This is a genomic window from Roseisolibacter agri (genome assembly GCF_030159095.1).
Taxonomy (GTDB): domain Bacteria; phylum Gemmatimonadota; class Gemmatimonadetes; order Gemmatimonadales; family Gemmatimonadaceae; genus Roseisolibacter; species Roseisolibacter agri.
The window spans coordinates 244,951-260,932 of sequence record NZ_BRXS01000005.1 but is presented as its reverse complement, the minus strand read 5'-3'; the positions used below and the strand labels follow the sequence as shown (position 1 = coordinate 260,932).

The following is a 15,982-nucleotide window of genomic DNA, read 5'->3' as shown; positions in this document are numbered from 1 at the left end:
CGGCGAGAGTGAGGTCGGGCGATTGCCCGGGCTCCCGGCAGCCTACAACTTCAAGCGCACTCGAGGTCAACCCCACGCACGGACGGAGCGGCGCATGGACGGCGTGAACGACGGCATGAGCATCGGCGAGGTCGCGCGGCGCGCGGGGCTGGAGCCGTCGGCGATCCGCTACTACGAGAGCGCCGGCCTGCTCCCCGAGCCCGCGCGCGTGAGCGGGCGCCGCCGCTACGACGAGGACGTGCTGGAGTGGCTGTCGCTCATCGCGCTGGCGCGCGAGGCGGGGTTCACGATCGCGGAGATCCGGCAGCTCGTGACCGACTTCGCGCCGGGCACGCGGCCGGCCGCGCGCTGGCAGGTGCTCGCGACGCGCAAGCTGGCGGAGATCGACGCGATGGTCGCGCGCGCGGAGCGCATGCGCGCGGTGCTGCGCGTGGCGCTCGACTGCGGCTGCTTCCGGCTGGAGGACTGCAGCGCGCTGCTGGCCGTCGATCCGGTGGACGGCCTGAACCCGTGCGCGATGCCGGCGGCCGCGGTCGAAGCCGCGCGGAAGCGGAGCGCCGCCGCGCGCTGACGGGCCGTCAGGCCGCGGCCGCGAGCTCCGGGCGCAGCGTCCGCGTCTCCACCTCGGCCGCCAGGCGCCGCTCCGCCGGCCGCACGACGAGCGCGTACACCGCGACGGCGCCGAGCGCGCACACCGACATCGTGCCCGTCATCGCGGTCGCGGTGCGGCCGTCGAACAGCGACGCCGCGACGCCGCTGGCGAGCGCGCCGCCGAGCATCTGCAGGCCGGTGAGCACCGCACCCGCGACGCCGGCAATGTCGGGCATCGGCTCCAGCGCGCCCTGCGCGGCGTTCGGCCGCACGACCCCCTGCCCCACGTGGCTGACGACGATCAGCGGCACGAGCGCCCACACGCTGAGCGCGCCCGCGCTCGCGAGCGCGAGCAGCACGACCGCCGCGATCGCGATGGTCGCGAGGCCCGCGGTCACCAGCCGCGCCGCCGGCACGCCGCGACGTCCGAGGCGCGCGTTGGAGAACGCGCCGAGCATCAGCCCCACCGCCGTCGCCGCGAACAGCGCGCCGTACGTGCGCTGCGACACGCCCATCAGCCCGATGAGCACGAGCGACGAGCCCGAGACGTACGCGAACAGGCAGCCGAAGCAGAGCGCCATGATGAGCGCGTAGCCCATCGTCACCGGGTGGCGCATCACGCGCCCGTAGCTCGCGAGCGTGCCGCGCACCGTGAGCACCGCCTGCTTCCGACGCGGTGCCGTCTCGCGCAGCCCCAGCGCGGCCGCCGCCAGCAGCACGAGCCCACCCGCCGCGAGCGCGCCGTAGATCGCGCGCCACCCGCCCGCCGCCGCGACCCACACGCCGAGCGTCGGCGCGATGATCGGCGCGACGCCCGCCGCGAGGTTCACGTACGACTGCCGCGCGCGCGCCTCCGCCCCCGAGAACAGGTCGCGCACCGTGGCCAGCACCAGCACCTGCGCGGTGCCCGCGCCCGCGCCCATCACGAAGCGCCAGAGCAGCAGCGCGCCGAGCGACTGCGCGAAGGCCCCGAGCGCCCCGAACGCCGCGAACGTCGCGACCGCGGCCAGCAGCACCGGGCGACGTCCGAACCGGTCGGACAGCGGACCGAACACCAGGGGCCCCGTCGCGAAGCCGATCATGAAGACGCTCAGCGTCAGCGCGGCCGTCGCGGGCGTGACGCCGAGCGAGGCGGCGGTGGCGTCGAGGACAGGGAGCCCCATGTCCGTGGCGAACGACGCCAGCGTGACGAGGGTGGCGAGCAGGACCGTGAACGCGGGCGACGTGGGACGGAGACGCATCCTCGGAGGGTATCGGCTCCGATCGATGCGGTCCAAGACTTTGTAGCAACGGTGTGAGACGCGCTGCTTATTACTCGCATGGAGCTCCGCCACCTCCGCTACTTCGTCGCCGTCGCCGAGGAGCTGCACTTCGGCCGGGCGGCCGTCCGGCTGCGCATCGCCCAGCCCGCGCTCAGCCAGCAGGTCCGGCAGCTGGAGCGCGAGCTGGGCGTCGAGCTGCTCGCCCGCACCAAGCGGCGGGTCGCGCTCACCGAGCCCGGGCGCCTCTTCCTCCCCGAGGCGCGGCGCACGCTGGCGCAGGCGGCCGCCGCGGCCGACGTGGCGCGCCGGGCGGCGGCCGGCCAAGTGGGGCGGCTCCGCATCGGCTACGTGGACGCCGCGCTCTGGGGCGTGCTCCCGGCCGTCCTCGGCGCGTACCGCGAGCGGCACCCGGGCGTGCGCCTGACGCTGATGGAGCGGCTCCCCACGCAGCAGGTCGCGGCGCTGCGGCAGGGCGACCTCGACGTCGGGATCGGCCCGCCGCCGCGCGGGGCCGCGGAGCTGGAGACCGCGCCCGTGTCGCAGGAGCGCGTCGTCGTCGCGCTGCCTTCCGCGCATCCGCTGGCCGCACAGGAGGCGATCGACCTGCGCGCCCTCGCCGACGAGCCGTGGGTGCTGGTGCCCGCGCGCATGCCGAGCCGGCTGCGCGAGCTGGTCATGTCCGCGTGCGCGGCGGCCGGCTTCACGCCGCGCGTCGCGCAGGAGGCCAAGCAGCTCGACGCCCTCGTCGCGCTCGTGAGCGCGGGGCTCGGCGTGACCTTCGTGCCGCACGCGGCGGGGCGGCTGCCGCGTGCGGGCGTCGTCTACCGGCCGCTGGCGGGCGAGGAGCTGCGCTTCCCGCTGGTGGCCGCGTGGCGCCGCGGCGATGCGCCGCCGACGGTGCAGTCGTTCCTCGACGTGCTGCGCGAGATCGTCGAGCGGTAGGAGACGCGCGGTCAGTCCGGCGCCATCGTGGCGGCGAGATAGGGCGCGGTGCGACTGCCGCGCGCGCGCGCGACCTTCTCGGGCGGCCCCTCCACCACCACGTGCCCACCCTCCTCGCCCGCGCCCGGGCCCATGTCGATGATCCAGTCGCTGCCCGCGGCGACGCGCATGTCGTGCTCCACGACGACCACCGTGTTGCCCGCGTCCACGAGCCCCGAGAGCTGCGTCATCAGCTTCTCGACGTCCGACGGATGCAGCCCCGTCGTCGGCTCGTCGAGCACGTAGAGCGTGCTCCCGCGCTGCACGCGCTGCAGCTCCGTCGCGAGCTTGATGCGCTGCGCCTCGCCGCCCGACAGCTCCGTCGCCGGCTGCCCGAGGCGGATGTAGCCGAGCCCCACCTCGTGCAGCACGTCGAGCGCGCGGCGCACAGCCGGCTCCTCGTCGAAGAAGTCGCGCGCGGCGTCCACCGTGAGGTCGAGCACCTGCGCGATGTTCTTCCCGCGGTACTCGACCTCCAGCGTCTTCGCGTTGTAGCGCGCGCCCTTGCAGGTGGGGCACGCGGTGTAGACGCTGGCGAGGAAGAGCAGCTCGACGCAGACGAAGCCCTCGCCCTCGCAGTGCTCGCAGCGCCCCTTGGCGACGTTGAACGAGAAGCGGCCCGCGTCGTACTTCCGCGCCTTCGCCGTCCGCGTCGCCGCGAACAGCCTGCGCACGTGGTCGAAGAGGCCCGTGTACGTCGCGAGGTTCGAGCGCGGCGTGCGGCCGATGGGCTTCTGGTCCACGCGCACGAGTCGCCGCACGTGCTCCATGCCGCCCACGATGCGCCCGCCGATCGGCGCCATCGCGGCGCGCTCCAGCTCCGGGCCCTCGTCCTCGTCGTCGGCGGGGACCGCGTGGCCGAGGTGCGCGGCCACCAGCTCCACCATCACCTGGCTGACGAGGCTCGACTTCCCCGAGCCCGACACGCCGGTGACCGACGTGAAGACGCCGAGCGGGATGCGGACGTCGAGGCCGTGCAGGTTGTTGCGCGTGACGCCCTGCAGCTCGAGCCACGCCTTCGGCGTGCGCGGCGTGCGCGCGGGCGGTCCCTGCTGGTCGAACAGGTAGTGCCGCGTGCGCGACGCGCCCACTGCGCGCAGGCCGTCAGGCGGCCCGCTGTAGAGCACCTTCCCGCCGTGCTGCCCCGCCTGCGGGCCCACGTCCACGATCCAGTCGGCGTGGCGGATGACGTCGATCTCGTGCTCGACGACGAACAGCGTGTTGCCCGACGCCTTCAATCCGTCGAGCGCGCGGAGCAGCGCGACCGTGTCCGCCGGGTGCAGCCCCGCGGACGGCTCGTCGAGCACGTAGACGACGCCGAACAGGTTGGAGCGCACCTGCGTCGCCAGCCGCAGCCGCTGCAGCTCGCCCGGCGAGAGCGTGGGCGTGCTGCGCTCCAGCGTCAGGTAGCCGAGGCCGAGGTCGAGCAGCACCTGCAGCCGCGCGACGAGGTCCTGGCCGATGCGCTGCGCCACGAGCGCGCGCTCGGGATGGTCCGTGCGCATCTTCCGCACGTTGGCCGCCGTGCCGTCGGCCGCTGGCTTCAGCAGCGCGTGCAGCCGCGCCAGCGGGAGCCGCGAGATCTCCGCGAAGTCCAGCCCCGCGAACGTCACCGACAGCGACTCCGGGCGCAGGCGCTTGCCGTGACAGACCGGGCACTCGCTGCTGATCATGTACTGCGCCGCGCGCCGCTTCATGAGCGCGCTCTGCGTCGTCGCGAAGGTGTGCAGCACGTGCCGCCGCGCGCTGGTGAAGGTGCCCATGTAGCTCGGCTCCTCCTTCCGCTTCAGCGCGCGGCGCGTCTCGGCCGGCGTGTAGCCGGCGTAGACCGGGACCGTGGGCTGCTCCTCGGTGAAGAGGATCCACTGGCGGTCCTTCTTCGGCAGGTCCTTCCACGGCACGTCGACGTCGTAGCCGAGCGTGACGAGGATGTCGCGCAGGTTCTGGCCGTGCCACGCGGGCGGCCACGCGGCGACCGCGCGCTCGCGGATCGTGAGCGACGGGTCGGGGACCATCGACTCCTCGGTCACCTCGTACACGCGCCCCAGCCCGTGGCAGTTGGGGCACGCGCCCTCCGGCGTGTTCGTCGAGAACGCCTCGGCGTGCAGCTCGGGCTGGCCCGGTGGATAGGTGCCCGCGCGCGAGTAGAGCATGCGCAGCAGGTTGAACAGCGTGGTGACGCTGCCGACCGACGAGCGCGTGGTGGGCGTGCCGCGCTGCTGCTGGAGCGCGACGGCGGGCGGCAGGCCGTCGATCTCGTCGACCTCGGGGACGCCCTGCTGGTCGAACAGCCGGCGCGCGTACGGCGCCACCGACTCCAGGTAGCGGCGCTGCGCCTCGGCGAACAGGGTGCCGAAGGCGAGCGACGACTTGCCCGAGCCCGAGACGCCCGTGAAGACGACGAGCGCGTCGCGCGGGATGTCGACGTCGACGTCCTTGAGGTTGTGCTCGCGTGCGCCGCGTACGCGCACGAAGCCCGGCCGTGCGCCGTCGCCGGAATCCTTCATCCCGTCCGCTCCCGTTCGTGATGGTCGGGCCGGCCGTGGCGCAGGAGTCGCGCCGTTGCGCCGCAGCCGGATACCTTGCCGGCATGACGCACATCGCCTTCCTGGGAACGGGCCTGCTGGGCAGCGCCCTCGTCGAGGCCGCGCTCCAGCGCGGCGACCGGATCACCGTCTGGAACCGCACGGCCGCCAAGGCGCGGGCGCTGGAGGCCTTCGGCGCCACGGTCGCCGACACGCCGGCCGACGCCGTGCGCGGCGCCGCGCGCGTGCACCTGGTGCTGAAGGACGACGCGGTGGTGGAGGACGTCGTCGCCGCGCTACGGCCCGGCCTCTCGCCCGACACGGTCATCGTCGACCACACGACGACGCAGCCCGCGGAGACGGCCGAGCGGGCGCACCGGCTGCGGGCGGAGGGGGTGCGCTACCTGCACTGCCCCGTCTTCATCGGGCCGGCGGCGGCGCGCGAGGGCAAGGGGACGATCATGGCCGCGGGTCCGCGCGCCGACTTCGACGCGGTGCGCGACGCGCTCGCGCGGATGGCGCAGCGCCTGGAGTACGTCGGCGAGCGGCCCGACCTCGCGGCCGTCTACAAGCTGTGCGGCAACGCGTACATCATCGGCATCGCGGCGCTGGTGGCGGACGTGTTCAGCGTCGCCAGCGGCGCGGGCGTGCCGCCGCAGGACGTCGTGCAGGTCGTGCAGTGGTTCGACCCGTCGTCGGTGATCACCGGGCGCGGGAAGAAGATGCTGGCGCGCGACCACTCGCCGAGCTTCGAGCTGGAGATGGCGCGCAAGGACGTGCGGCTGATGCAGGAGACGGCCGGCGACCGCCCGCTGGCGGTGCTGCCGGCCGTCGCCGCGCGCATGGACGCGCTGATCGCCGAGGGGCGCGGCGCCGACGACCTCGCGGTGATGGGGCGCGACGCCGTCGGCTGACCGTGCCCGTGCGGGCGTGCCTTACTTCTGCACGCGCACGCCCGTCGTCCCGCCCGCGCTCAGCTTCGCGCCCGTCAGCGTCCCGATCGCGCCGAGCGTGGTCTGCGCGGCGTTGAGGCCGAGGCGGAAGTCGTCGTCGTTGAAGGTCGCGAACAGGTCCGTCGGCTGGTGCCAGTGCGGGTCCCAGCCGTTGCCGATCTGCGTGCCGCGCTCGTTCTCGCGCAGGCTGATGGCCGGCACGATGTCCTGGAACGGCCCCGAGTCGGTGTTGGTCATGTGGCTGCCGACCGACGCGGGGTAGTCGCTCGCGTACTTCTCGTTGGCGCGCTGGAAGGCCCACGCCAGCGCCTGCGAGCCCGCGGCCATCCTGGACGCCGTCTGGAACTCGATGTTGACGTCGGCCTCGGGGCGCTGCTCGCGCGCGGTCTTTCCGTCGCTGCGCGGCATGCCGTGGTCGTACAGCATCATGTCGTGCTGGATCATGCCGAGCCACTTCGGCTCGGGATAGCGCTTCGAGCCGGCCGGCTCCTCCTTCCCCTGGAGCGCCTGCCGCTGCGCGACGTAGGCGCGCGCGCCGTTGAGCCCCGTCTCCTCGTTGTTCCAGAGCACGAAGCGGATGGAGCGCTCGGTCTGCACGTCCGGGCTGCTGAAGATGCGCGCCAGCTCCATCACGATCGCGGTGCCCGAGCCGTCGTCGTTCGCGGCCTCGCCCCAGCCGATGCCGTCCATGTGCGCGCCGACGATGTACATCTCGTCGGGGCGCGTGGTGCCGACCTTCGTGCAGTAGACCTCCTGCCGCTGGCCGGGCGTGCTGGGCTGCGCGTTGAGCGCGCGCAGACGCGCGTCGGGCTGCGCCAGCGAGTCGTTGTTGACGCCCGTGCGCGCGCGGATGCCGCGCGGCCGCCCGCCGCCCTGGGCGACGTTCGGGTCGCGCGCCGGTGGACGCTGCGCCGGCGCACCCGTCGCGTTCGCGGAGCGCGGCGTCGGCGCGGGCGGGTTGTACTCGTACGTGAGGCGCTCGGTGTTCGTGCAACCGTAGCTCTTCAGCTGCGCCTCGATCCAGTCGATGGCCGCGCGGTTGCGATCGGTGCCCTGCCGCCGGTCGCCGAACCTCGTCAGCTCCTTGATGGTCGCCTTGTAGCGCTCCAGCTCCAGCCGGCCGACCAGCGTGCGGACGTCGTCGGGCGCCGAATCGGCGGGCGCCTGCGCCTGGAGGGGCGAGTGGGCGAGGGCGAGCAGTCCGCAGACGCCGAGCAGGGACGCGGTGTGGCGCATGGATCGGGGCTCCGTGGTGGCCGGTGATTCCCGGGAATGGAGACGAAGCTAGCCGGCGTCACGCGGGCGCGCGCGGCACCACGCGCGGCACCTCGTAGTGCAGCTCCGCGAAGCTGGTGCCCACCGCGCGCACGGAGACCAGGCGCAGCGGCGGCTGCGTGATCGCGCGCGGCAGCAGCGGCTTGCCCGCGCCGAGCGTGACCGATCCGATCTGCACGAAGATCTCGTCGAGCAGCCCCGCGTCGTGGAACTGCCCCGCGAGGTCGCCGCCGCCGACGATCCACACGTTCTTCCCCGCGGCCGCCTCCACCATCGCGCGGTGCACGGGCCGCACGTCGCCGCGCACGAAGCGGACGTCCGCGCCGGGCACGCCGGGCAGCGTGCGCGACGTGAAGACCCACACCGGCTGCGGGTAGGGCCACGGCTGCGGCGGCTCGGCCTGCACGACGTGGCGGAGCATCCACTCGTACGTGGCGGAGCCCATGGCGAGCGCGCCGACGTCACGGATGAAGGTCGGGTAGCTCGTCTCCTCGGGATCGCCGAGCGGGAAGAGCCAGTCGAGCGAGTCGCCGGGGCCGGCGATGAAGCCGTCGAGGCTCGAGGCCGTGTAGTACTGCGTCTTCATGCGGAGTGGTCGGAGATGCGGAGGCCGGGGACGCGAGCTACGCGGCGCATCGCGCGCGCAGCCAGTCCACGAGATCCGCGAGCACCACCGCGCGATCCGCCGGCCGCTCGTTGTAGATCTCGTGGTACAGCGCGTCGTAGCGCTTCAGCGTCCCCACGCCCGCCGGCAGCCGCGCGTGGAACGCCTCCGCGCCCGCCGGATCGACGAAGCGGTCGTCGCCCGCGACCTGCAGGAGCGTCGGCACCTCGCAGCGCACGGCGTCCGCGATCGCCCGCTCGCCCGCCGCCAGCATGAACGCCACGAGCCGCGGCGTCACCCGGTCGTGCATCTCGGCGTCCTGCCGCACCGCCGCGAGGACGTCGGGATCGTGCGAGACCTGGTGCATCGGCAGCCGGTTGGGCACGCGCAGGTTCGGGAGCCAGCGGTCGCCGACGAGCGCCGCCCACCGGTCCACGCGTGACACGCGCGGGCGCAGCGCGGGCGACGAGAGCACCATCCCGCGCGGCCGGATCCAGCCGCCCGTGACCGCGCGCGCGACGATGCACCCGCCCATCGAGTGGCCCAGGATGAACGGGGCACGCGCGTCGCCGCGCGCGCGCCGCTCCATCGCCACGCGCTCGTACATCAGCGCGGCGTCGTCCACCAGCGCGTCGGGCGACGGCAGCGTCGCGCGGGGCCCGTCCGAGCGGCCGAAGCCGCGCTGGTCGAAGCTGCGCACCTCGATGCCGAGCGCGCCGATCGCGGCCGCCACGTGGTCGTAGCGCCGCGCATGCTCGCCGAGGCCGTGCACCAGCAGCAGCGCGCCCGCGTCCGGCGTGCCGGCGTCCGCGGCCCAGCGGCGCTCGACGACGCGCGTGCCGTCGGCCAGCGTGACGGGCGCCTCCTCCGCCGGCGCGCGGGTCGGCGTGTCGTGCGTGGTGGACATGGCCGCCAATCTGCACCGCGGGCGGTGCCCGCAATAGCTTTGGACCGGGAGGAGGTGGGAGCCATGAGGAGCTCGTCGCAACGGATGGTCGCGGCCGCGCTGGCCGTCATCGTGGGTTCCCTCGTGGGCGCCGGCTGTCGCAGCGCGGCGCCGGCGGGCGAGGGCGCGCCCGCGCCTCGGCCCGACGCGCAGCCCACGCCGCAGATGGCCGCCACGCCCGAGCCGGCGCCCGCGCCGCGTGCCGAGACCGGCCGGCCGCGCCGCGCCGCGGACGTCGAGTTCGTGCACGGGATGATGGCGCACCACGCGCAGGCGCTGGCGATGACGGCGATGGTGCCGAGCCGCAGCCGCCGCGACGACCTGCGCGCGCTCGGCCAGCGCATCGAGGTGTCGCAGCGCGACGAGATCGCGCTCATGCAGCGGTGGCTGACCGCGCGCGGCGAGCGCGTCCCGAGCGTGGACCCGGCGCACGCGCACCACATGGACCCGCGGCAGATGCCGATGGCGATGCCCGGCATGCTGACCGCGGCCGAGCTGCAGCGCCTGGCCGACGCCCAGGGCGCCGCGTTCGATCGCCTCTTCCTGCAGTCGATGATCCGCCATCACGAGGGCGCGCTGACGATGGTGGCCGAGTACCTCGCGAAGCCCGGCGCGGGGCAGGACACGGAGCTGTTCCGCTTCGCGTCCGACGTGGACGCCGACCAGCGCGCCGAGATCCGGCGCATGCGCGCGCTGCTCGACGCCATGGCCCGCCCATGATCTCCTACCCGACACGACCCATGAGATTCCTTCCGTTGGCCCGCACGACCGCCGTCCTCGCTGCCACCCTCATCGCCGTCGACGCGGGCGCGCAGGCGATGCCCGTGCAGAAGTCCGTCACGCCCGCCGCGCAGGGCCCCGACCCGCGCGTCGGCCTCGCGGGCGGCTGGATGGACGCGAAGGAGGCGATCCGCAACCTGCAGCTCGTGGGGCACCAGCCGCGCCCCGCGGGCTGGTTCAACCCGGCGTCGATGGGCGACTTCGGATTCGCCAACGCGGACCTCGCGTTCAGCGGCAACTACGCGTTCCAGGGCGGCTACAACGGCGTCCAGATCTGGGACCTGAGCAATCCCGCGAGCCCGTCGCTGAAGTCCGCGATCGTCTGCCCCGGCGGCCAGGGCGACGTGTCGGTCTACCGCAACCTGCTCTTCATGTCGGTCGAGGAGCCGCGCGGCCGCGTGGACTGCGGCACGACCGCGATCGCCGACACGGCGAGCGCCGACCGCTTCCGCGGCGTCCGCATCTTCGACATCACCGACATCGCGGCGCCGAAGCAGATCGCCAGCGTGCAGACGTGCCGCGGCTCGCACACGCACACGCTGCTCGCCGACCCGAAGGACACGGCCAACCTGTACGTCTACGTGCAGGGCACGAGCCCGGTGCGTCCGGCGTCGGAGCTGGCCGGCTGCTCGGGCCGCGCGCCGAGCGAGGACCCGAACACCTCGCTCTTCCGGATCGAGGTCATCAGGGTGCCGCTCGCGAACCCGGCGGCGGCGGCGATCGTCAGCACGCCGCGCGTCTTCGCCGACTCGGCCGGCAACGTCGCGGGGCTGTGGAAGGGCGGCAGCCACGGCGCGGGCACGCAGGAGACGGCCCAGACCGACCAGTGCCACGACATCACGGTCTACCCGGAGCTGGGGCTGGCCGCGGGCGCCTGCTCGGGCAACGGCATCCTGCTCGACATCCGCGACCCGGCGAACCCGAAGCGCATCGACGAGGTGAGCGACCCGAACTTCGCCTACTGGCACTCGGCGACGTTCAGCAACGACGGCAGCAAGCTGCTGTTCACCGACGAGTGGGGCGGCGGCGTCGCGCCGCGCTGCCAGGCGACCGACAAGCCGGAGTGGGGCGCGAACGCGGTGTTCACGCTCACCAACCGCAAGCTCAAGCCGGCGGGCTACTACAAGCTCCCGGCCGCGCAGAGCGCGACCGAGAACTGCGTCGCGCACAACGGCTCGCTGATCCCGGTGCCCGGCCGCGACATCATGGTGCAGGCGTGGTACCAGGGCGGGATCTCGGTGTTCGACTTCACGAACCCCGCGAAGCCGGTCGAGATCGCGTTCTTCGACCGCGGGCCGATGGATCCGCAGCGCCTCGCCCTCGGCGGCTACTGGTCGGCGTACTGGTACAACGGGCACATCGTCGGCTCGGAGATCGGGCGCGGCCTCGACGTCTTCAAGCTGACGCCGAGCGAGCTCCTGTCGCAGAACGAGATCGACGCGGCGATGCTGGTGAAGGCCGACGCGCTGAACCCGCAGCTGCAGACGCGCATCACGTGGCCGGCGAGCTTCGTGGTGGCGCGCGCGTACCTCGACCAGCTGGCGCGCAACAACGGCCTCTCGGCGGCGCGCCGCACGGCCGTGGCCCGCGCGCTGGACGGCGCGGAGCGGCAGCAGGGCGCGGCGCGCCGCACGGCGCTGACGACCCTGGCCACGGCGCTCGACCGCGACGCGGCGACGGCCGCCGACGGCGCCAAGGTGCGGATGCTGGCGGGCGCGGTGCGCGACCTGGCGCGCTGAGCACACGCGCCGGCCCGAACTGCAGTAGACGGGATTAGACGGATTCGACGGACAAGAGCCGGATTACGCTCCGTGTGGTGCATGGCACGTCGCCGCCACACGGGAGGTAATCCGGCTCTTGTCCGTTCAATCCGTTGTAATCCTGTCTACGCCGTTCGCCGTTCGGGCCCGGCGCGCCTTCCTTTGCCCGTGCTGCGCGCACCGATAACCTCCCCGCATGATGCGCCATCCCATCCGCACCGCCGCCGCCCTGTTCGCGCTCACCCCGCTGACGGCGCAAGCGCAGACGCCCGCGCCCACCGCCGTCGTCCGCGTCAACCAGCTCGGCTACCTGCCCACCGGGCCGAAGGTCGCCGTCGCCTGCGCGCTCGACTCCACGCCGCTGCCCCGCTTCCGCGTCGAGGACGCGCGCGGGCGCGTCGTGCAGGCCGCGCGGCCCACGCGCGAGGCGGGCGCGTTCGGACCGTGCGTGCGCACGTGGCGGCTCGACTTCGGCGCGGTGCGCGCGCCCGGCCGCTACCGCGTGGTCGCGCTGGGCGCGGCCGGCGACACGCTGCGCGTCGCGTCGCCCGTCGTGAAGATCGGCGCGGACGTCTACGACGGCGCCGCCGACGTGCTGCTCGCCTACATGCGCCAGCAGCGCTCGGGCTTCAACCCGTTCTTCCGCGACTCGGTCCACAAGCGCGACGGCCTGATCGTCGACGACAGCGCGCGCGCGGGCCAGTTCGTCAACGTCAGCGGCGGGTGGGCCGACGCCGCCGACTACCTGCAGTACGTCACGACGTCCGCCAACGCGACCTTCGTGATGCTGATGGCGTACCGCGACCACGACGCGGCGTTCGGCGACGCGCACGACGCGCGCGGCCTCGCGGGCCGCAACGGCACGCCCGACGTCCTCGACGAGGCGCGGCACGGGCTCGAGTGGCTGCTCGCGATGTTCCCGAGCGACTCGCTGATGTTCAACCAGCTCGGCGACGACCGCGACCACGCGTTCCTCGACCTGCCGACGACCGACAGCTCGGACTACGGGTGGGGGCGCGGGAAGGAGCGGCCCGTGTACCCGTGCACCGGCCGGCCACAGGGGCTCCTCCGCTACAGGAACCGCGCGACGGGCCTCGCCTCCACCGCCGGCAAGTACGCCTCCGCGATGGCGCTCGGCGCGCGCGTCTTCGCCACGCGGGATGCGGCGTTCGCGGCGCGGCTGCGCGAGCGCGCCGTCGCGGCGTACGCGCTGGGTCGCAAGCATCCGGGCGTCTGCCAGACCGCGCCGGGCAGCGCGCCCTACTTCTACGAGGAGGACAACTGGGTGGACGACATGGAGCTCGGCGCCGCCCAGCTCCATGCGCTCACCGGCGAGCGCCGCTACCTCACCGAGGCGATGGAGTACGCGCGGCAGGAGCCCGTCACGCCCTGGATGGGCGCCGACACGGCGCGCCACTACCAGTGGTATCCGTGGCACAACAACGGCCATCACGAGGTGTGGCGCGCGAAGGGCGCGACGGCGGCGGAGCGGCGCGAGGTCGCGGCGTTCTACCGCCGCGGGCTGGAGGCGGTCGCGAAGCGCGCGGAGAACGGCTTCCGCGTCGGCATCCCGTTCATCTGGTGCTCGAACAACCTGATGGCGTCGCTCGCGACGCAGGCCCACCTGTACCGCCGCATGACGGGCGACGGGCGGTTCCGCGAGCTGGAGGCGGCGGCGCTCGACTGGCTGTTCGGCGCGAACCCGTGGGGCGTGTCGATGGTGATCAACCTGCCGGCCGACGGCACGTGGGCGCGCGACCCGCACTCCGTGGTGGCGATGCAGTTCGGCCCCACGTCGCAGACGGGCGGGCTGGTGGACGGGCCGGTCTACCGCTCGATCTACCAGAACCTGCGCGGCATCGCGCTGCACGAGCCGGACGAGTACGCGCCGTTCAACACCGGGCACATCGTCTACCACGACGACCGCGGCGACTACTCGACCAACGAGCCGATCATGGACGGCACCGCGAACCTCACGTACCTGCTGGCGGCGATGACGCAGGAGACTCGCGTCTCGGGGGCGGTCAGGCGTCGCTGAGGCTCCGGCGCGCGAGACCCCTGTGGCTTATGGAGGGGTTGCGGATGCTCCGGATGCAGCGGATCGAACGGATCGCCCCTCGAAGCGCATGGAGCGTCGCCGCCACGGGGAGCGATCAGCAGCATCCGCATCATCCGGAGCATCCGCATCCCCCAATAGGCGAACAGGTCCGGCGCGCCGGACCCGAACTGCAGAGTCAGATAGGATGACAGGATGACGAGGAGCGTCCGCACCGGCGCGACGTCCCACGCGCTTCACGGAGCCTCGGGGTCATCCTGTCATCCTGTCTCATGTCGTTCAGGGTCCGGCGCGCCCGCCGTCGCGATGACCAGCACGCCCGCCAGCACCAGCACCGCGCCCGCGTAGCCGAGCGGGCGCAGCGCCTCACCCCAGACGAGGTACGCGAGCGCTGCGGCCACCACCGGCTCCATCGTGGCCACCGTCGCCGCGCGCGTCGCCGGCAGCCGCCGCAGCCCGAGCCCGTACACGTAGTACGCGAGGTACGTCGGCACGACGGCGATGAACGTGAGCACGATCCACGTCGTCGCGCTCTTCAACGCGAAGCGCACCGCGGGCAGCAGCGCCAGCGCGCCGAGTGGCAGCGCGTACGCCAGCACCGTCGGCGCCTCGTAGCGCACGAAGTAGCGCTTCCCGAACAGGTAGTAGACCGCGTACGCGAGCCCGGCGACCAGCCCCCACGCGACCGCCGCGCCGCCCAGCCGCACGCCGCCCGCCTTCGCGCCGCTGCCGAGCGCCACGAGCGCGACGCCGCCGAGCGTCAGGGCGAGCGCGGCGGCGGTGCGCGGCGTGAGGCGCTCCTTCAGCCAGAGCGCCGACGCGATCGCGACCCACGCCGGCGCGGTGTAGAGGAGGATTGCCGCCAGCGCCGCGCCGCCCGCGTTCACGGCGCGGAAGTACGACACGTAGAAGAGCGCCACGCCCACCAGCGCGAAGCCCGCGAACGCCGGCAGGTCGCGCGGCGCGACGCGCATCCGGCGGCGCGACAGCGCGTGCGCGGCGAACAGCGCGCCGCCCACCAGCGCGCGCCAGAAGCCCAGCTCCAGCGGCTCGACGCCGTCGCGCAGCGCGAGCCGCGCGGCCGGCCCCAGCGTGCCCCACAGCGCGGCGGCGAGGAGGATCCAGACGTAGCCCATGCAGCGAAGCTAGCGGACCCGCCGCGCGAGCCCGCGCAGCTCCTGCGCGCCCGCCGACGCCACCGCGCGCGCCACCAGCGCCACGGGCGAGCCGTTGCCGAACACGCCTGCGATCCCGCGCAGCATCCGCGGCGTGAAGCGCGCGCCCTGCCCGATCGCGTAGATCGGCTCCCACGCGTGGGGCTCGAGCCCCGCCTTGAACGCCTCCAGCCCCCGGAAGTTGTAGAAGCGTTTCCCGTGCGCGCGCAGGTGCGTCAGCGCCGCGCGCAGCCACGCCGGCTGCACGGGCGTGCCATTCGCGCCGCGCGGCGAGAGCGGCGACAGGCCCAGCGTCGCGTAGCGCGAGCCCGCGTCCGCGAAGGCGCGCATCGCCGCGTCCACCAGCAGGTGCGTCGTGCCGTTGGGCGCCTCGCGCACGCGCGGCCACTGCTCCACCAGCCAGCCGTCGCGCGCCGGCACGGGCGTCGCCACGAGGAACCCGACCACCGCTCCCTCCCGCTCCGCCACGAACACCCGCCGGTCCTCCGTGTGCCCCAGCAGATCGGGTGTGACCATGAAGCCGAGTGGCGGCAGGCCGCGAGTGGCGAGCCAGTCGTGCAGGACCGCGCGCAGCGCCGGCGCGTCGTGCGCGCGCTCGGGCGTCCATTCGACCACGCGCACGCCCTTGTTGCGGGCGCGGTGCAGCTGTGCGCGCAGCGACGCCTTGCGCCGCACGATCGTGTCCCAGCCCGCCGGGTCCCACGTCGGCTGCGCGCCGAGCCGCACGACCGCGTGGTCCGCGCGTCCGCCGAGGATCGTCTCCAGGCGCGTGCCGGCGCCGAAGAAGACCACCCGCTCGCCGTGCGCGCGCGCGTCGGCCTCCAGCTCGTCGGCGACGGCGGCGAGGCGCGGCAGCGGGCAGACCGGCGCGCCGGCCACCACGCGCACGCGGGCGTGGCGCTGGAAGCCCACCACCGCGTCGCCCGCGGCCGCGAACCAGAGCGCCATGCCCGGGTTGAGGATCTGGTAGGCGGTGGCGTTCCAGCCGTTGCGCAGCACGAGCGCGCGCGCCTCCGCCCAGCGCGGATCGGTCATCCCCAAAGCTAGCTCGTCCGCCCGTCGCGGCGGCGCGGC

Annotated in this window: 13 protein-coding genes; 6 read left to right on the top strand and 7 right to left on the bottom strand. The window is 74.0% G+C overall.

The window, feature by feature from the left end:
- Positions 1-94 precede the first annotated feature (94 nt).
- Entirely contained in the window at positions 95-571 is a 477-nt protein-coding gene (locus tag rosag_RS16760) for a MerR family transcriptional regulator (RefSeq protein WP_284351308.1), read from the top strand.
- A gap of 7 nt (positions 572-578) precedes the next feature.
- Here rosag_RS16760 and rosag_RS16755 read toward each other — a convergent pair whose 3' ends face one another.
- Positions 579-1,832, bottom strand: coding sequence for a multidrug effflux MFS transporter (locus tag rosag_RS16755; protein ID WP_284351307.1), 1,254 nt, complete (start codon positions 1,830-1,832; stop codon positions 579-581).
- Positions 1,833-1,910: 78 nt separating this feature from the next.
- On the opposite strand from rosag_RS16755, the gene rosag_RS16750 reads away from it, so the two are divergent.
- The gene (locus rosag_RS16750; protein WP_284351306.1) at positions 1,911-2,795 is read left to right on the top strand and encodes a LysR family transcriptional regulator; all 885 of its coding nucleotides are present in this window, start codon (positions 1,911-1,913) and stop codon (positions 2,793-2,795) included.
- Positions 2,796-2,806: 11 nt separating this feature from the next.
- Here the strand turns inward: rosag_RS16750 and uvrA are convergent, their stop codons facing one another.
- Positions 2,807-5,341 carry an excinuclease ABC subunit UvrA gene (uvrA, locus tag rosag_RS16745; protein WP_284351305.1) on the bottom strand — a complete coding sequence of 845 codons (2,535 nt, stop codon included), beginning with the start codon at positions 5,339-5,341 and terminating at the stop codon, positions 2,807-2,809.
- An 83-nt stretch (positions 5,342-5,424) separates the two neighbouring features.
- Between uvrA and rosag_RS16740 the strand changes: the two genes are divergently transcribed.
- Complete coding sequence (locus rosag_RS16740) at positions 5,425-6,273, top strand: NAD(P)-dependent oxidoreductase (RefSeq protein WP_284351304.1); 849 nt, start codon at positions 5,425-5,427, stop codon at positions 6,271-6,273.
- Between the two features lie 21 nt (positions 6,274-6,294).
- Here rosag_RS16740 and rosag_RS16735 read toward each other — a convergent pair whose 3' ends face one another.
- The 3 genes from rosag_RS16735 to rosag_RS16725 are packed head-to-tail and all read right to left on the bottom strand — an operon-like array spanning position 6,295 to position 9,098.
- A complete protein-coding gene (locus rosag_RS16735; RefSeq protein ID WP_284351303.1) occupies positions 6,295-7,548 on the bottom strand; it encodes a M20/M25/M40 family metallo-hydrolase in 1,254 nt (417 codons plus the stop codon).
- 58 nt (positions 7,549-7,606) lie between these two features.
- Entirely contained in the window at positions 7,607-8,173 is a 567-nt protein-coding gene (locus rosag_RS16730; RefSeq protein WP_284351302.1) for a dihydrofolate reductase family protein, read from the bottom strand.
- Positions 8,174-8,210: 37 nt separating this feature from the next.
- Complete coding sequence (locus tag rosag_RS16725; protein ID WP_284351301.1) at positions 8,211-9,098, bottom strand: alpha/beta hydrolase; 888 nt, start codon at positions 9,096-9,098, stop codon at positions 8,211-8,213.
- Positions 9,099-9,161: 63 nt separating this feature from the next.
- Between rosag_RS16725 and rosag_RS16720 the strand changes: the two genes are divergently transcribed.
- The 3 genes from rosag_RS16720 to rosag_RS16710 all read left to right on the top strand — a co-directional run bounded on the left by rosag_RS16720 (position 9,162) and on the right by rosag_RS16710 (position 13,715).
- Positions 9,162-9,857 carry a DUF305 domain-containing protein gene (locus rosag_RS16720; RefSeq protein WP_284351300.1) on the top strand — a complete coding sequence of 232 codons (696 nt, stop codon included), beginning with the start codon at positions 9,162-9,164 and terminating at the stop codon, positions 9,855-9,857.
- 20 nt (positions 9,858-9,877) lie between these two features.
- Positions 9,878-11,656, top strand: coding sequence for an LVIVD repeat-containing protein (locus rosag_RS16715; protein ID WP_284351299.1), 1,779 nt, complete (start codon positions 9,878-9,880; stop codon positions 11,654-11,656).
- 217 nt (positions 11,657-11,873) lie between these two features.
- Positions 11,874-13,715, top strand: coding sequence for a glycoside hydrolase family 9 protein (locus rosag_RS16710; protein WP_284351298.1), 1,842 nt, complete (start codon positions 11,874-11,876; stop codon positions 13,713-13,715).
- Positions 13,716-13,993: 278 nt separating this feature from the next.
- On the opposite strand, the gene rosag_RS16705 is transcribed toward rosag_RS16710, so the two are convergent.
- Both rosag_RS16705 and rosag_RS16700 read right to left on the bottom strand, forming a co-directional pair.
- The gene (locus rosag_RS16705) at positions 13,994-14,869 is read right to left on the bottom strand and encodes a DMT family transporter (protein WP_284351297.1); all 876 of its coding nucleotides are present in this window, start codon (positions 14,867-14,869) and stop codon (positions 13,994-13,996) included.
- A gap of 9 nt (positions 14,870-14,878) precedes the next feature.
- On the bottom strand, positions 14,879-15,943 hold the full coding sequence (locus tag rosag_RS16700; protein ID WP_284351296.1) for a DUF2156 domain-containing protein: 1,065 nt from the start codon (positions 15,941-15,943) through the stop codon (positions 14,879-14,881).
- Between the last annotated feature and the right edge of the window lie 39 nt (positions 15,944-15,982).

Coding starts and splice junctions, on each gene's coding strand:
- rosag_RS16740 (WP_284351304.1), top strand. CDS start 5,425: ATGACGCACATCGCCTTCCTGGGAACGGGCCTGCTGGGCAGCGCCCTC.
- rosag_RS16760 (WP_284351308.1), top strand. CDS start 95: ATGGACGGCGTGAACGACGGCATGAGCATCGGCGAGGTCGCGCGGCGC.
- rosag_RS16715 (WP_284351299.1), top strand. CDS start 9,878: ATGAGATTCCTTCCGTTGGCCCGCACGACCGCCGTCCTCGCTGCCACC.
- rosag_RS16730 (WP_284351302.1), bottom strand. CDS start 8,173: ATGAAGACGCAGTACTACACGGCCTCGAGCCTCGACGGCTTCATCGCC.
- rosag_RS16710 (WP_284351298.1), top strand. CDS start 11,874: ATGATGCGCCATCCCATCCGCACCGCCGCCGCCCTGTTCGCGCTCACC.
- uvrA (WP_284351305.1), bottom strand. CDS start 5,341: ATGAAGGATTCCGGCGACGGCGCACGGCCGGGCTTCGTGCGCGTACGC.
- rosag_RS16750 (WP_284351306.1), top strand. CDS start 1,911: ATGGAGCTCCGCCACCTCCGCTACTTCGTCGCCGTCGCCGAGGAGCTG.
- rosag_RS16725 (WP_284351301.1), bottom strand. CDS start 9,098: ATGTCCACCACGCACGACACGCCGACCCGCGCGCCGGCGGAGGAGGCG.
- rosag_RS16735 (WP_284351303.1), bottom strand. CDS start 7,548: ATGCGCCACACCGCGTCCCTGCTCGGCGTCTGCGGACTGCTCGCCCTC.
- rosag_RS16705 (WP_284351297.1), bottom strand. CDS start 14,869: ATGGGCTACGTCTGGATCCTCCTCGCCGCCGCGCTGTGGGGCACGCTG.
- rosag_RS16720 (WP_284351300.1), top strand. CDS start 9,162: ATGAGGAGCTCGTCGCAACGGATGGTCGCGGCCGCGCTGGCCGTCATC.
- rosag_RS16700 (WP_284351296.1), bottom strand. CDS start 15,943: ATGACCGATCCGCGCTGGGCGGAGGCGCGCGCGCTCGTGCTGCGCAAC.
- rosag_RS16755 (WP_284351307.1), bottom strand. CDS start 1,832: ATGCGTCTCCGTCCCACGTCGCCCGCGTTCACGGTCCTGCTCGCCACC.